The following is a 15783-nucleotide window of genomic DNA, read 5'->3' as shown; positions in this document are numbered from 1 at the left end:
GTCACCTCGTCTCTTCTTTGCGCTCCTTCGCACGCAACTGACCGCAGGCTGCATCAATATCATGACCTTGTTCACGGCGAATCGTTACATTCACTCCACGATCTTTTAACGTTTTCTCGAACAAGAAAATTTGTTCACGTGGCGTACGTACATAATCACGTTCAGGTACGTAGTTTACCGGAATCAAGTTCACATGACATTTTACACCTTTTAAGAGCGCAGCAAGCTCTTCAGCATGCTCTACTTGGTCATTTTCTCCTCCAAATAATCCATATTCAAAAGTAATACGACGCCCTGTTCTATTTACATAGTATTTAATAGCTTCCATTAAATCTGGTAATTTATAAGCACGGTTAATCGGCATTAATTTTGAACGTAATTCTGAGTTTGGAGCATGCAATGAAATCGCAAAATTAATTTGTAGATCTTCTTCAGCAAACTTATAAATTTTCGGGATAATTCCACTCGTCGAAACAGTCATATGTCTCGCACCAATATGAAGTCCTTTTTCATGGTTAATGATGCGTAAGAATCCCATTAAATTATCATAGTTATCAAATGGTTCTCCAATCCCCATAACAACAAGAGAACTTACACGTTCTTCCGTTTCATCAAGCGCACGCTGAACTTCTACTACTTGCGCTACGATTTCTCCAGCTTCTAGGTTTCGCTTTAATCCACCAAGTGTCGAAGCACAGAACGTACACCCAATACGACAACCCACTTGCGTTGTTACACAAATGGAATTTCCATATTCGTGTCGCATTAATACCGTTTCAATAGAATATCCGTCATATAATTGGAATAAGAATTTAATTGTTCCATCCGAAGACGTTTGTTTTACTAACGTGTTTAAAGTAGTAATATCAAAGGAATTCGACAATTTATCACGCAATCCTTTAGAAAGGTTTGACATATCCTCATAATTTTTTACACGTTTTTTATATAACCAATCAAAAATTTGTCCAGCACGGAACTTCGGTTCTCCTTGTTCCTTTAACCAATCTTGCATTTCATGAAGTTGTAAAGAGTAAATTGATGGTTTCTTCGTTTCTAAATTTTTCTTTTGTTTTCTTACAGTCGTTTCCATGATGCTACACCTTCTTCCTTAAACAAGCAATATAAAAGCCATCCGTCGCAAAATAATGCGGTAAAATTTGTACTTGACCTTCATCAATATACGGAGTTAATTTTTCTGGCATACGCTCTTTAAGCGTAGTATCCCATTCAAATTCAGGATGTTCTTGTAAAAATTTCTCTATTACTTGTTCATTTTCTATTTTCTCAATTGTGCACGTACTATAAACAAGACGACCGCCTTGTTTTAATAATGGTGCTATTTTTTCTAGTATTGCAATTTGAATCATCGATAATCTTTCACTATCGCCTTTATCTTTTCCTAACTTAATATCAGGTTTACGTCTAATTACACCAAATCCAGAACACGGTGCATCTACCAATATTTTATCAAACGTTTCATTTGCAAAGTGCTCTTGCACTTTTCTAGCATCTAGCGCTTTAGTTTCGACATTTTCTAGACCAAGTCGCTCTGCTTGCTGTTTAATTAAACGTACTTTGTGTGCATGTAAATCAAGGGACATGACCTTACCAGTTCCCTTTAATCGTTCCGCGATATGCGTTGTTTTTCCGCCTGGAGCAGCACAACTATCAAGAACTGCATCTCCCGTATTCGGTTCTAAAGCGCGTGCTACAAGCATAGAACTTTCATCTTGAATAGAAAGAAATCCTTTTTTAAACGCTTCTGTATGCGCTACATTTCCTCTTTCAATCTGAATTGCATCATCTGATAAGTCACCACGTTTTGCTTCTATACCTTCACTTGCCAACAACTCAATCGCTTCTTCTACCGTTACCTTATCAACATTCACACGCGCTGTTGGTACAGGGGGTAACATGTTTACTTCGCACATTTTTTCTGCAGTTTCTAAACCGTATTCTGAAGTCCACTCTTGGACAAGCCAAACTGGATGACTTGTTGTAATTGCAAGACGTTCTACTGGATCCTTGATTTCATCTACAGAAGGTACACCTTCTCTCTGAATCGAACGTAATACACCGTTCACCATACCAGCAATTCCTTTATGCCCGCGACGCTTTGCAATCTCAACCGCTTCATGAATAGCCGCTCTTTCTGGCACTCGGTCTAAATAAATCATTTGATATAAAGATAAGCGAAGCAATACTCTTACCCACGCCTCAACCTTCTTTTTTAAAAAAGGCTGTAAATAATAATCTAATGTGTCACGACGTTGAATCGTTCCATATACAATTTCAGTTAATAAACCAATATCTTTTCTATCAATTGCACTTTTTTCAATTAGATTATTTAAAAGTAAGTTGCTATATGCACCACTTTTTTCCACTTGAATTAAACCATCAAGAGCTAATTCACGAACATTTTGTCTCATGCATTTTCTCCTAACTTCGTTCCAATTTCAGGTTTTGTTCCACGTAAAAATTGTGAACAACTCATACGCTTTTTACCAGATGGTTGCAATTCAGTAATTTTAACACCTGTTTCATTACTCGTTGCTACAACAAAACCATCTTCTGCGATTGCAACAATCGTACCTGCTTCAGCCGGTTCAGTTATAGGCACTTTTTCTCCCCACCATACTTTAACAACTTGTCCTGCTAAAGTTGTATAAGCAACTGGCCATGGATTCAATCCGCGAATGTGATTGTATACTTCTTCACCTGTTTTTGTCCAATCAATTTTCTCTTGCTCACGTTTTATATTGTACGCAAACGTTACTTCTTCTTCGTTTTGTTTAATCGGTTCTAACTTACCTTGGATTAATAAAGGTACTGTTTTAGATAGAAGGTGTGCTCCTGCTTCACTTAATTTATCAAATAATGAGCCTGTCGTTTCACGCTCTTCAATTTCAACTTCCACTTGCGTTAAGATATCACCAGCATCCAATTTTTCTACCATATACATAATTGTAATACCTGTTTTTTCTTTACCTTCCATAATTGCATAATGAATTGGTGCACCACCACGAAGTTCAGGAAGTAAAGAAGCGTGAACATTAATACATCCATACTTCGGTGCTTCTAAAATTTCATTTGGTACAATCTGCCCAAATGCAGCTGTTACAATTAAATCTGGCTCTAATGCCAATACTTTTTCATATTCATCTTTTTCACGAATTTTTAACGGCTGTAACACAGGGATACCATGTTTTTCCGCTTCAACTTTAACAGGTGTAGGTGTTAATACTTTTTTTCTACCTACTGGACGATCAGGTTGCGTCACAACACCTACTACCTCATAGCCATCTTCAATAAGACGACGAAGCACCGGCACTGAAAAGTCCGGTGTTCCCATAAACACTACTTTTATCATTTAAAAACCGCTCCTTTTAACACCTATTCTAGTTCGTTTTCTTCATAATATCTTGTCACTTTCGATGTAAATAAAACACCGTGTAAATGATCAATTTCATGTTGAATTGCACGCGCTAAAAATCCTTCCGCTTCTAATAAGAATACTTTCCCACGGCGATTTTGCGCTCTTACTTTAATATAATCGGCACGTTCTACTTCACCATAAAGTCCCGGGAAGCTTAAACAGCCTTCGGGACCTACTTGTTCACCACGTTTTTCTAATATTGATGGATTGATTAACTCGATTTTCCCAGTATCATCATCGACATCAACAACCGCTACTTGCAAGCTTACACCTACTTGAGGCGCAGCTAAACCGACTCCGTCCGCAATTAACATTGTTTCATGCATATCTTTCAACAATTTCACTAACTTTTTATCAAAGTTAATTACTCTTTCGCATGGTGTTTCTAACACTTCATTTGGATGCTTTATTATTTCTAAAACTGCCATATTTCCCTCCGCTACATTAACATTGTTGGATTAAAATCAATTGAGATTTGTAGCTCTTTTTGCATTTCTGCTTGATAATGTTCATTTACCATTTTGAGCACGTTCTTTAAGTTTGGTTCCCGTTTGTATTTTATCATGCATTGATAACGATATCTATCTTTTATCCTTGGAATCGCTGAAGCAACTGGTCCTAGCACCATTGTTTGCTGTGAGCAATGCGTTCGTAAATACGAGGCAATTTTTTCCGTCACTTGTACCGCTTTTAATAATTCTGGATGAGATACAGTTACGAGTACAACATAGTAATATGGGGGATATTGTCTTGTTCGTCTCATTTGCATTTCTTGGTCAAAAAACACATCATATTGTTGGTTCTTCGCTAACTCTATGCTGTAATGTTCTGGCGTATACGTTTGAATCACAACTTCCCCTGGCAATTCATGTCTACCCGCTCGTCCACTTACTTGCGTCAATAACTGATATGTCTTTTCACTTGCCCGAAAATCAGGTAAGTGAAGCATCGTATCTGCAGTTAAAACCCCAACGAGCGTTACTTTCGGAAAATCTAATCCTTTAGCAATCATTTGTGTTCCAAGTAATATATCTGCTTTTTCTTCCCCAAACGCCTTTAATAATTTTTCATGCATTCCTTTTCGACTTGTCGTATCTACATCCATTCGAATGACTCGCGCCTCTGGAAATAGTTTTGTAATTTCTTCTTCTACCTTTTGTGTACCTGTACCAAAGAAACGAATGTATGTACTTTGACAAGCTGGACACTCAGTTGGCATATTCTCTTCGTAACTACAATAATGACATTTTAAACGATGATTCATTTTATGATATGTCAATGAAATATCACAATGCGGACATTGTACAACATACCCACAATCACGGCACATAACAAATGTAGAATGACCTCTTCTATTTAAAAAGAGTACCATTTGTTCTTTCTTTTCTAATCGATCTGCTATTTTTTCATGCAGCGCCTTAGAAAACATTGATCGATTCCCGTCACGAAGTTCTTCTCGCATGTCAACAATCTCTACCGTTGGTAAAGCTTGTTCATTCATACGTTTTTCCATTGTTAGTAGTTTATAAACACCTTTTTTCGCCCTTGCAAACGATTCAAGTGTTGGCGTCGCACTACCAAGAACGATAGGACATTTATGATATTGTCCTCTCCAGACAGCTACATCTCTTGCATGATACCTCGGATTATCTTCTTGTTTGTAACTTGATTCATGCTCTTCATCAATAATAATAATCCCTAAATTCTCAAAAGGCGCAAAAACAGCTGAACGCGCACCAACTACAACTTTCACTTCTTTTCTTAAAATCTTACGCCACTCGTCATACTTTTCTCCAACAGACAACGCACTATGAAGAACTGCAACTTGCGAGCCAAACCTACCTTTAAAACGATCCACCATTTGGGGCGTTAGTGCAATTTCAGGGACAAGAACGATAGCTTCTTTTCCTTTCTTGAGCACTGCTGCTATAGATTGTAAATATACTTCTGTCTTTCCACTTCCTGTAACACCATATAGTAAAAATGGATTATAAGTTTCATTTGTAATTGATGATAAAATCGGTGTAATAACTTGTTTTTGTTCCTCCGTAAGTGGAAATGGTTTTGTTTGTTCAAAATCATCATCGTCATACGGATTTCGGTATACTTCCACATACTTTTCTGAAATGAATCCCTTTTTAACAAGTGCTTTTATTGGAGCATCTGTTATTTGTAACTCTTCTGTAATTACTTTCAACGGTGCACTTTTATAATTTTCCACAAAATAATAAAGTACATCTTGTTGTTTTTTACTTTTCAGTTCAAATGCCGCTAATTCCAATTTATCTTCTGGCAACTCCGGCTGAACCACTCTTTGCTTCTTCTTTTGTACTTTATCTTTCACTTGATAAACGACTTCAACCGTACCATTTTTAATTTCTTGTTGAATAGTTCGGTATAAATGTGGCTGTTGCTCGATTACTTCAAAATCAATTGCTTCTTTATCCTGAAATAAATATAGTATTTCTGGTGCTATTTCTTCCTGTTTACAAAGTTGTAGACGTTTTTTATACGTTGCTTTTATCGCAGTTGGAAGCATCACTTGAAAAGCTGAAATCATGTAGCATAACGTTTCACTTGTAAGCCAATATCCAAGCTTTAATAATTCATCATTTAAAACTGGTGTTACATCTAATATTTCATGGATTGTCTTTAACTTCTTACTTTCTACATCCACCGAATCTTTAATCCCAATAATAAAACCTTGCAATTTTCTTGGCCCAAACGGAACTACTACACGCATTCCTGTCTGTACAATATCTTCCCATTTTTTAGGGATAATGTAATCAAATGGTCGATCTGTCTGACGGGCAGGTACATCAACAATTACACTTGCAAATTTCATAAACGATCATCTTCTAACATCATTTCAATTTGCTTCAATATTTCACGAGCTACCTCTTTTTTCATTAAAAGTGGCAACTCAATAACTTTTCCATCTTTTCTATACATTGTTACAATATTCGTATCCGTGCCAAATCCAGCTCCTTGTGCTTTTACATCATTCGCGACAATCATATCTGCATTTTTCTCACGTAGTTTTTTCGTTGCATATTCCTCTACATTTGTCGTTTCAGCAGCAAAACCGATAAGTAACTGTTTATCCTTTTTCTGACCTAACGTTTTTAAAATATCCACCGTTCTTTCAAGTTCAATGACAGCATCACCATTTTGCTTTTTCATTTTATTCTCATGCACATATTTCGGACGATAATCTGCAACTGCTGCTGTTTTAATGACAACGTCTACGTTTTGATAATGTTGAAGAACTGCTTCTAACATATCTTGTGCAGATTCCACTTGTACTGTCGTTACATGTAACGGTGGATTTAATGCTGTCGGTCCTGAAACGAGTATAACATCAGCGCCTAAATTCGCTGCCACTTCCGCAATCGCATACCCCATTTTTCCAGAAGAAAAATTCGTCATAAAACGAACTGGATCAACCTTTTCACGTGTTGGGCCAGCAGTTATTAATATTCTTTTTCCCTGCAATGGTTTGTGTTCTGAGAAAGCTTCCTCTAACCGTGCAATAATTGCTTCTGGTTCTTCTAGTCGTCCCTTCGCTACATATCCACATGCTAAAAAGCCTTCCCCAGGCTCAATAAATGTATATCCTAGCGTTTTCAATGTCATCATATTTTTTTGAACTATTTTATTTTCATACATATGCACATTCATAGCAGGCGCAATCCATACCGGAGCTGTAGTAGCTAACAAAGTAGTTGTAATCATATCATCTGCAATACCACCAGCTAACTTTCCAATACAATTGGCAGTAGCAGGTGCGACAAGTACAACATCCGCCCAATCTGCTAAATCAATATGAGCAATAACAGCTGAGTCTTTCTCATCAAATGTATCCGTATATACATCATGGCGAGAAAGCGCTTGGAATGTAAGAGGCGTAACAAACTTCATTGCCGACTCACTCATCATTACTTTTACAATCGCGCCAGATTGTGTCAATTTACTCGTTAACGCAGCTGCTTTAAAAACCGCAATGCCTCCTGTTACACATAGAAGTATCTTTTTCCCTTTTAGCATATGACTCGTCCTCTTTCTTTTTCAAACTTATAATACTGAAATAGAATTCTCAGCTCGTCAGTACCGATATTTCATTCCTTTCGTAAAAAAATAACAACCTACTTGTAAATAGGTTGTTACCGTTACATAGAAAATTATAAAGTCTATGTTTTATTTTGTCGAAGGCAAAGGCTTATTCAGCTACTTTATCTTCACTTGGTACGTAGCTTAATGCTTCTGCATCGATTTCTTCTAATGCTTTACCTACACATTTATGAGAAACAGGTTTTTCTACAACACAGTTATTAGCAAGTTGCATTTCACGTGCGCGTTTTGCAGCCACTGTTACTAAAGTGTACTTAGAATCGATTTTTTGTAGTAATGAGTCAATTGATGGATTTAACATAATTATAGACCCTCCGTCATTTCTTTATAATATTTTGCTACCCTTTCGCGGCGGCAATGTTCGCCAACCACAATTGCTTTAATTCTATCACAAGCTAATTCAACTTGATCGTTTTCTACTACATAGTCGTAAGCGTCCATCATCTCGATTTCTTCTTTCGCTACAGTTAAACGATTTTCAATAACATCTTCAGTCTCTGTACCACGTCCGACAATACGGCTCTTTAGTTCAGATAAACTTGGAGGTGCTAAGAAAATAAATACACCTTCTGGGAAAGCTTTCTTAACTTGAATTGCTCCTTGCACTTCAATTTCTAAGAATACATCTTTTCCTTCTTGTAATGTTTTTTCAACATAGTCAATCGGTGTTCCGTAATAATTACCTACGAACTCAGCCCACTCAAGTAATTTTTCATTACGAATCATTTCCTCGAATTCTTCTCTTTCTTTAAAGAAATAATCCACACCATCTACTTCACCTTCACGCGGCTTACGTGTCGTTACTGAAATAGAGTATTGAAAACGTGTATCCTCATGGCTAAACAGCTCTTTACGAACCGTCCCTTTTCCAACCCCAGAAGGCCCTGAAAGAACGATGAGCAATCCTCTTCTACTTCTCATAAATATGTAAAACCTACCCTTCCTCACTTAAATCTTCTTTATTATTCAAACGATGTGCAATCGTCTCTGGTTGAATTGGACTTAATACAACATGCCCATCATCCATAACAATAACCGCCCTTGTTTTTCTCCCATAAGTAGCATCAAGCAAAGCATTATGTTCGCGTGCTTCCTGTACTGTTCGTTTAATAGGAGCTGACTCCGGACTTACAATAGCAATAATTCGATGAGCAGATACAATATTTCCGTATCCAATATTTAAAAACCGCATGGCCATAGTTTGCGCCTCCTAGTAAGTCTATCCGATTTCTCCACCACGTATAACTTTATATATTTTTTGAAAGCTACTCAATATTTTGTACTTGTTCACGAATTTTTTCAAGGTTATTTTTCATTTCTACAACATATTTTGAAATTGTTAAGTCATTTGCCTTAGAACCAATCGTATTAATTTCTCTATGCATCTCTTGCACGATGAAATCCATTTTCCTTCCAACAGGCTCTTCAATCTGCAATGTTTCACGAAATTGCTCTAAATGACTTTGCAAACGAACTAACTCTTCATGAATATCACAACGCTCTGCAAAGATTGCGACTTCTGTTAGCAATCTTTGTTCATCTAGATCTTGATTATGTAATTCTTTTAAGCGATTTTCTAATCGTTCACGATATTTTTGTGTAACAATCGGTGCATGTGGAATAATTGCATTTACACAATTGCTAATTTCTTGTAAACGATACGCTATATCTTTATGTAATCGTTCTCCTTCGCCATCTCTCATCGTTTTCAACATATGAGCAGCTTGACGAACAGCCTCATATAAACTGTTCTCAAAATGTTCATTTACATTTTCTATTTCTTCAATTGCTGTTACTTCTGGCATTGCCATTAATTGTTCGAGTGTAATAGAATCTTGTAATTGAAATTTCCCTTTTATATCTTCCATCATCGATTGGTACTGCTCAAGAAGTGACCAATTCACACTTAATTTTCTTTCAACAAGTCCTTCACCTGCTATACTAATAGACACTTCGATGCGTCCACGTCGAACTTGCTGTGCAATTATTTTACGAATTTTGTCCTCAAATACCATCATTTGCTTAGGAAGTCGAATACTCATCTCTAAAAAACGGTGGTTCACCGATTTCATTTCTACTGTAATTTGAAAAGTATCACTTTCTACTTTCGATCTTCCAAACCCTGTCATACTAGAAATCATTTTTATCACATCCAAGCCATAAAATAACTCAATGAAAAAGGTAATAGAGACAAGGCTCTACTACCTTCTGTAAATTATATCACATTTTCATAACATTGACTATTTCAAGTTTAATCCCTTCTTATATAACATCGGCTTTTTCTTCTTAGCCTTTTTCCCTGTTAATAAAGAACCTACTAGTAAGAAAGTCGGAATTGATGACAAACCTCCAATTAATAACCAATCTCTTGCTTGTATCGGCATTGTGCTAAAGATCGGTTGTAACGGTGGATAATATATAACCACTAGCATAAGTAGTAACGAAATAATAACCGCCCCTACTAAATACACGTTCCCAAATGGATTACGGTGAAAGACAGAATGCTCACTACGACAATCAAATACATGAATAAGCTGTGCAAGTACCAACGTCGCGAACGCTACAGTTTGTGCATATTTCAGTTCATTTGGATGTTGGTTATACGCAATAATAAACGCCACTAACGTCACTGCTCCAATTAAAAACCCTCGACTTATTATTTTCCACGCAAGCCCTCTAGCGAATACCCCTTCTTTCGGGTGACGCGGTGTTCTCTTCATCACATCTCCTTCAGCCTTATCCAAACCTAATGCCATCGCTGGTAAACCATCAGTAACTAAGTTCACCCATAAAATTTGAATAGGAACCATCGGCAGTGGTAATGCAAGTAACATCGCAAATAACATAACTAAAATTTCTCCAACATTTGACGCCAATAAGTAGCGAATGAACTTACGTATGTTCTCGTATATATTTCTTCCTTCTTTAATCGCTGACTTAATTGTAGCAAAATTATCATCTAGTAAAACAAGTGAAGAGGCTTCTTTTGCAACATCTGTCCCTGTAATCCCCATCGCTATCCCAATATCCGCTGTTTTTATAGCTGGAGCATCGTTCACTCCATCACCTGTCATCGCTACTATATGTCCTTGATTTTGCAATGCTTTAACAATTTTCAATTTATGCTCAGGTGATACACGAGCGAATACATACGTATCTTCTACAACATTTTCTAATTCCTCCACATCCATATTCGCGAGTTCTACTCCTTCAACAACGCGTCCATCTGGTGGTAAAACTCCTAATTGTTCAGCAATCGCCATTGCTGTCACTTTATGATCACCTGTAATCATTACTGTTCGAATACCAGCTTCTTTACACTCTTTTACCGCCTGCGCGACTTCTGGCCTTGGCGGGTCAATCATACCTTGTATCCCAACCAACATAAAATCTTTTTCAACGTCTCTTTCATGTTCAATAGAATCCGTGACTTTTAAAGGTTTAAACGCAACTGCAATTGTTCGAAGCGCTTGACTACCTAAGCTATGAATAGCCGCCTGTACTTCTTTTCTATATAGCTCACTTAACGGCTGCTGCTTATCCCCCCATAAGATTGTTTGGCTCATTTGCAAAAGAACATCCGGTGCTCCTTTCGTAACAATAAACTTTTTCCCCTCTCGATCTCGTACAATAACACTCATCATTTTTCGAGTTGAATCAAATGGAAATTCACGAATAATTTCAAATTTCCCTTTCAATGCCTCACGTGTTATCCCAGCTTTCATTGCTGCAGCTACAAGCGCTCCCTCTGTTGGATCTCCATCTAATACGTACGCCTTTTTCTTTTGCATAATATTTGCATTGTTACATAGTGAACCAAATGTAAGTAGCTGATAAAGTGATTTTGTCTTAGCTGGATTCACTTCTTTTTCACCTTTCATAAAAGAGCCATTAGGTTCATATCCTTGCCCTGTCACTTTCCACAATTCTCCGCCTGACCACATATGTGTTACCATCATTTTGTTTTGCGTCATTGTTCCCGTTTTATCAGAGCATATAACAGAAGCGCAGCCTAACGTTTCTACGGCCGGTAACTTCCTTACAATTGCTCTCTTTTTTATCATACGCTGTACACCAAGTGATAAAGCTACTGTAACAATTGCTGGCAATCCTTCTGGAATAGCCGCAACAGCTAGCGATACCCCAGCTAAAAACATATGATATACTTCATTCCCTTGATACACACCAGCCAATACAACGAGCGCTGTCAAAATAAGAGCTACAATAATTAATATTTTTCCGAGCTGTTCTAACCTTCTTTGCAGTGGCGTTTCCATTTGCTCTGCATTTTGCAACATATTTGCAATTTGCCCCATCGCTGTATTCATACCAGTTGCTACAACGACTCCTGTACCAGATCCTCGCGTAATCATTGTCCCCATAAAAGCCATATTTTTTTGATCACCAATTGCAACATCTTGCCCTTGCAATGCTTCTACCTTCTTTTGTACAGGTACGGACTCCCCTGTCAAAGCAGACTCTTCAATATATAAACTTGATGCCTCAACAAGACGCACATCAGCCCCAATACGATCACCACTGGAAAACTTAATAATATCACCTAAAACAAGTGCTTTAGATGGTGCTTTTACCCACTTTCCATTCCGCATTACAGTAACTTGCGGGGCGGCTAGTTCCTTTAAAGCTTCCAATGATTTTTCAGCTTTTCTTTCTTGAAAAAAGCCGAGAATACCATTGATAATAACAATGGCAACAATAGCAATAGAATCAATGTATTCACCTAAAAACGCAGAAACAATTGTTGCTCCAAACAAAACGAGTACCATGAAATCTTTAAACTGTGCTAAAAATACCATTAGTGCAGAAGGCCTTTTTGCTTCTTCTAATTCATTAGTACCAAATTTCTTTACTCGCCCTTCTGCTTCTTTCTCTGTAAGTCCAACCTTTACATTCGTATTCGTTCTTTCTTCCACTTCATGTGCTCGCATTCCATACCAGTTCATCCTGCTATCGACCTCCTGATTCCAGACATACTCTATTGAAAGCTTATTCAGCCTCGTCCAAAAAAATGCTATAATTAACATTTAGTTAGAAAGGAGTGTTCATTTATGGCATTCGATGGATTATTTACAAGAGCGATTACACATGAAATTGAAAATTCTCTTTACACAGGAAGAATTTCCAAAATATATCAACCTTCAAAATACGAGATTTTATTACATATTCGAGCGAATGGAAAGAACCAAAAACTAATTCTTTCATCTCATCCTACATATGCGCGTATGCACTTAACGAATCAAAACTACGATTCGCCAGCAATACCGCCGATGTTTTGTATGCTTCTTCGCAAACATTTAGAAGGTGGATTTATTGAAAAAATTGAACAAATCGACTTAGAACGCATTATTCAAATTACAGTTCGCAGTCGTAATGAGATCGGAGACGAATCATTAAAAACATTAGTAATTGAAATAATGGGACGACATAGTAACATTATCTTATTAGATACGAAAACAAACGTGATTTTAGATAGCTTAAAACACGTTTCATTAGCCGTAAACCGTCACCGAACTGTATATGCTGGTGCTGAGTACGTCGCGCCACCAGCCCAACATAAAATCAATCCTCTGCAAATTGAAACCGCAGATGATTTTATTAGACCGCTAGACTTTCTATCTGGAAATATGGATAAACAACTCGTCGGTGCTTTCATGGGAATATCCCCATTATTTGCAAAAGAAGTAGTAAAGAAAGCCGGTATGGTAAACGAGAAAGCATTATCAGAAGCATTTTTCTCTGTACAAACACCATTACTATCTCATGCATATACACCTACAATGATTACTGCAAATGGAAAAGAATTCTTTTATCTTTTCCCTCTTACACACTTGCAAGGAGAAGAAAAAACATTCTCATCAGTGAGCGAATTGTTAGATCGTTTCTTCTTTGGCAAAGCAGAACGTGATCGTGTAAAACAACAAGCTCATGATTTAGAACGCTTTATGCAAAACGAAAAAAATAAAAACGAGAAAAAACTCATTAAACTCGAAAAAACACTGCAAGATGCTGGAAAAGCAGATAAGTATCAACTATTTGGAGAGCTACTTACAGCCAATATGTACGCTTTAAAAAAGGGCGATAAAGATATTGAGGTCGTTAATTATTACGATGAGAATGGTGGAACTGTAAAAATCACATTAGATCCTTTAAAAACACCATCTGAAAATGCACAACGCTATTTCCAAAAGTATCAAAAAGCAAAAAATTCAGTTGTTGTTGTAGAAGAACAAATTGAAAAAACAAATGAAGAAATTCTTTATTTTGATAGCTTACTTCAACAAATGGAAGCTGCTTCTTCAAAAGACATTGAAGAAATTCGTGAGGAATTAGCTGAAGAAGGTTATGTGCGCAATCGCAAAACGAAAAACGCAAAGAAAAAGCCTACTAAACCAGTATTAGATAAATATGTAGCAAGTGATGGCACAGAGATTTTCGTTGGTAAAAACAATAAACAAAATGATTATTTAACAACGAAGTTTGCCCGCCGTGATGAAATTTGGTTACATACGAAAGATATACCTGGCTCTCACGTTGTCATTCGTTCTTTAGAGCCTGCTGAAGAAACTTTACTAGAAGCTGCCAAAATTGCTGCCTATTACAGTAAAGCGAAAGAGTCTAGCTCTGTACCTGTTGATTTCACCAAAATACGCCATGTCAAAAAACCGAGTGGTGCAAAACTTGGTTTTGTTACGTACGACAATCAGCAAACCGTATATGTAACACCAGATGCTGATATTGTAATGAAATTAAAAGCATAAATAAAAAAATGCGTTGCTTGTATGCAGCGCATTTTTTATATGTTTTCAATTTCGTTGCTATATCCATTCAATATTGTCAAAAAAATTGACAGTATCATTTCACATTTGTATAAATTTTTTTACAGCATGTAAATAAAGTACAAGTGTAACTCCAATCATTTTTCCCCATCCCCCTGCTATTCATTGAAGCAATCTAGATTTTATGAACAAACCGTCTCCCACAAATTACGGGCTATTTTTTTATCTCCCCTAAAATATATGTTGTCCCTACTATCCTTTCTTCAAATATACATTTTGGCACGCTATTTGCTTTATTCAATACTATGAATAGGAGGAATTAACATGACTTTAAAAATTAATAAAATCCAAAATCAACTACAAAACTATGAAATTGACGGGTTACTTATTACAAAAAAAGAAAATCGCCAATATGCAACAGGCTTTACAGGTAGCGCTGGCGTCGTCTTAATCTCTGCCGATCAAGCTGTTTTTATCACTGATTTCCGCTATGTAGATCAAGCGAAATCACAAATAAAAGATGCTGAAATTATTATGCATAAAGGAAATTTAGAAAAAGAAATTGCACATCAAGTATCGAAATTAAACATTCAAAAACTTGGAATTGAAGAAAACAACATGACATTGCAACAATATAAAAACTTGCAAAAATACGTACAGGCGGAAATGATTCAAGTGTGCGAAATTATCGAAAATATTCGTATCATTAAAGACACGCCTGAAATAGAAACAATGAAAATTGCAGCTAATATCGCGGACGAAGCATTTCACCACATTCTTACGTTTCTAAAACCAGGAATAAGTGAAAATGCTGTACGAGATGAATTAGAATTTTTCATGCGAAAAAAAGGTGCTGCATCTTCATCATTTCAAATTATTGTAGCTTCTGGTGTTCGTTCTTCTCTTCCACATGGAGTTGCATCAAATAAAATAATTGAACGAGGCGACATCGTTACATTAGATTTCGGTGCACTTTATGACGGATATTGTTCTGATATAACACGTACTGTAGCAATAGGGGAACCATCGGAAGAATTCAAAAAAATATACAATGTTGTACGAGAAGCGTTAAAACGTGGGACTGAAGCGATTAAGCCTGGAGAAACCGCGAAAAGTATCGATGATGTAACAAGAAACTACATTACAGATTGTGGATATGGTCAATATTTTGGTCATTCTACTGGTCATGGTCTTGGCTTAGAAATACATGAACCTCTTCGCTTATCCCAAGAAAGTAAAGCTACATTAAAAGAAGGTATGGTTGTTACAGTTGAACCAGGTATTTACATACCAAACTGGGGCGGTTGTAGAATTGAAGACGATATCGTCATTACAAAAGACGGATATGAAGTTATTACAAAATCAAATAGAGAACTAATTGTAATCCCTTGTTAAAATCATGGCCTTTTTAAAAGGAGT

Annotated in this window: 13 protein-coding genes; 2 read left to right on the top strand and 11 right to left on the bottom strand. The window is 36.8% G+C overall.

Translation table 11 applies throughout. The annotated features are described in order from the left end of the window. Position 1: 1 nt before the first annotated feature. The 11 genes from rlmN to ACZDYH_RS04040 all read right to left on the bottom strand — a co-directional run bounded on the left by rlmN (position 2) and on the right by ACZDYH_RS04040 (position 12531). The gene (gene rlmN, locus ACZDYH_RS04090) at positions 2-1090 is read right to left on the bottom strand and encodes a dual-specificity RNA methyltransferase RlmN (protein ID WP_000450541.1); all 1089 of its coding nucleotides are present in this window, start codon (positions 1088-1090) and stop codon (positions 2-4) included. Between the two features lie 4 nt (positions 1091-1094). Further along, the gene (rsmB, locus tag ACZDYH_RS04085) at positions 1095-2429 is read right to left on the bottom strand and encodes a 16S rRNA (cytosine(967)-C(5))-methyltransferase RsmB (protein ID WP_088361885.1); all 1335 of its coding nucleotides are present in this window, start codon (positions 2427-2429) and stop codon (positions 1095-1097) included. Beyond that, the gene (fmt, locus tag ACZDYH_RS04080) at positions 2426-3370 is read right to left on the bottom strand and encodes a methionyl-tRNA formyltransferase (RefSeq protein ID WP_474885743.1); all 945 of its coding nucleotides are present in this window, start codon (positions 3368-3370) and stop codon (positions 2426-2428) included. The genes rsmB and fmt overlap by 4 nt, the downstream gene beginning before the upstream one ends. A gap of 23 nt (positions 3371-3393) precedes the next feature. Next, positions 3394-3864, bottom strand: a complete 471-nt coding sequence (gene def, locus ACZDYH_RS04075) for a peptide deformylase (RefSeq protein ID WP_000279455.1) — start codon at positions 3862-3864, stop codon at positions 3394-3396. Positions 3865-3875: 11 nt separating this feature from the next. Beyond that, positions 3876-6281 (bottom strand): primosomal protein N', encoded by a 2406-nt coding sequence (gene priA, locus ACZDYH_RS04070; protein ID WP_284996409.1) that lies wholly within the window; start codon positions 6279-6281, stop codon positions 3876-3878. Beyond that, the gene (gene coaBC, locus ACZDYH_RS04065) at positions 6278-7483 is read right to left on the bottom strand and encodes a bifunctional phosphopantothenoylcysteine decarboxylase/phosphopantothenate--cysteine ligase CoaBC (protein ID WP_000911750.1); all 1206 of its coding nucleotides are present in this window, start codon (positions 7481-7483) and stop codon (positions 6278-6280) included. The genes priA and coaBC overlap by 4 nt, the downstream gene beginning before the upstream one ends. Before the next feature lie 172 nt (positions 7484-7655). Next, entirely contained in the window at positions 7656-7868 is a 213-nt protein-coding gene (gene rpoZ / locus ACZDYH_RS04060) for a DNA-directed RNA polymerase subunit omega (RefSeq protein ID WP_000933960.1), read from the bottom strand. A 2-nt stretch (positions 7869-7870) separates the two neighbouring features. Beyond that, entirely contained in the window at positions 7871-8488 is a 618-nt protein-coding gene (gene gmk, locus ACZDYH_RS04055; protein WP_001257741.1) for a guanylate kinase, read from the bottom strand. 13 nt (positions 8489-8501) lie between these two features. Next, a complete protein-coding gene (remA, locus tag ACZDYH_RS04050) occupies positions 8502-8765 on the bottom strand; it encodes an extracellular matrix/biofilm regulator RemA (RefSeq protein WP_001251456.1) in 264 nt (87 codons plus the stop codon). Positions 8766-8832: 67 nt separating this feature from the next. Continuing rightward, positions 8833-9708 (bottom strand): YicC/YloC family endoribonuclease, encoded by an 876-nt coding sequence (locus ACZDYH_RS04045; protein ID WP_000625866.1) that lies wholly within the window; start codon positions 9706-9708, stop codon positions 8833-8835. Between the two features lie 99 nt (positions 9709-9807). Next, positions 9808-12531, bottom strand: a complete 2724-nt coding sequence (locus tag ACZDYH_RS04040; protein ID WP_006928320.1) for a calcium-translocating P-type ATPase, SERCA-type — start codon at positions 12529-12531, stop codon at positions 9808-9810. A 105-nt stretch (positions 12532-12636) separates the two neighbouring features. Between ACZDYH_RS04040 and ACZDYH_RS04035 the strand changes: the two genes are divergently transcribed. Both ACZDYH_RS04035 and ACZDYH_RS04030 read left to right on the top strand, forming a co-directional pair. Next, positions 12637-14346 carry an Rqc2 family fibronectin-binding protein gene (locus ACZDYH_RS04035; protein ID WP_000863286.1) on the top strand — a complete coding sequence of 570 codons (1710 nt, stop codon included), beginning with the start codon at positions 12637-12639 and terminating at the stop codon, positions 14344-14346. A 342-nt stretch (positions 14347-14688) separates the two neighbouring features. After that, a complete protein-coding gene (locus ACZDYH_RS04030) occupies positions 14689-15759 on the top strand; it encodes a M24 family metallopeptidase (protein WP_000172800.1) in 1071 nt (356 codons plus the stop codon). Positions 15760-15783 lie beyond the last annotated feature (24 nt).

Source organism: Bacillus sp. EB V-12, assembly GCF_056158125.1.
Note: the sequence above shows the minus strand (reverse complement) of the source record. Positions and strands in the feature narration are given on the sequence as shown.

Bases quoted from the DNA above. Each gene is read 5' to 3' on its own strand.
- rlmN (WP_000450541.1), bottom strand. From the start codon at position 1,090: ATGGAAACGACTGTAAGAAAACAAAAGAAAAATTTAGAAACGAAGAAA.
- rsmB (WP_088361885.1), bottom strand. From the start codon at position 2,429: ATGAGACAAAATGTTCGTGAATTAGCTCTTGATGGTTTAATTCAAGTG.
- fmt (WP_474885743.1), bottom strand. From the start codon at position 3,370: ATGATAAAAGTAGTGTTTATGGGAACACCGGACTTTTCAGTGCCGGTG.
- def (WP_000279455.1), bottom strand. From the start codon at position 3,864: ATGGCAGTTTTAGAAATAATAAAGCATCCAAATGAAGTGTTAGAAACA.
- priA (WP_284996409.1), bottom strand. From the start codon at position 6,281: ATGAAATTTGCAAGTGTAATTGTTGATGTACCTGCCCGTCAGACAGAT.
- coaBC (WP_000911750.1), bottom strand. From the start codon at position 7,483: ATGCTAAAAGGGAAAAAGATACTTCTATGTGTAACAGGAGGCATTGCG.
- rpoZ (WP_000933960.1), bottom strand. From the start codon at position 7,868: ATGTTAAATCCATCAATTGACTCATTACTACAAAAAATCGATTCTAAG.
- gmk (WP_001257741.1), bottom strand. From the start codon at position 8,488: ATGAGAAGTAGAAGAGGATTGCTCATCGTTCTTTCAGGGCCTTCTGGG.
- remA (WP_001251456.1), bottom strand. From the start codon at position 8,765: ATGGCCATGCGGTTTTTAAATATTGGATACGGAAATATTGTATCTGCT.
- ACZDYH_RS04045 (WP_000625866.1), bottom strand. From the start codon at position 9,708: ATGATTTCTAGTATGACAGGGTTTGGAAGATCGAAAGTAGAAAGTGAT.
- ACZDYH_RS04040 (WP_006928320.1), bottom strand. From the start codon at position 12,531: ATGAACTGGTATGGAATGCGAGCACATGAAGTGGAAGAAAGAACGAAT.
- ACZDYH_RS04035 (WP_000863286.1), top strand. From the start codon at position 12,637: ATGGCATTCGATGGATTATTTACAAGAGCGATTACACATGAAATTGAA.
- ACZDYH_RS04030 (WP_000172800.1), top strand. From the start codon at position 14,689: ATGACTTTAAAAATTAATAAAATCCAAAATCAACTACAAAACTATGAA.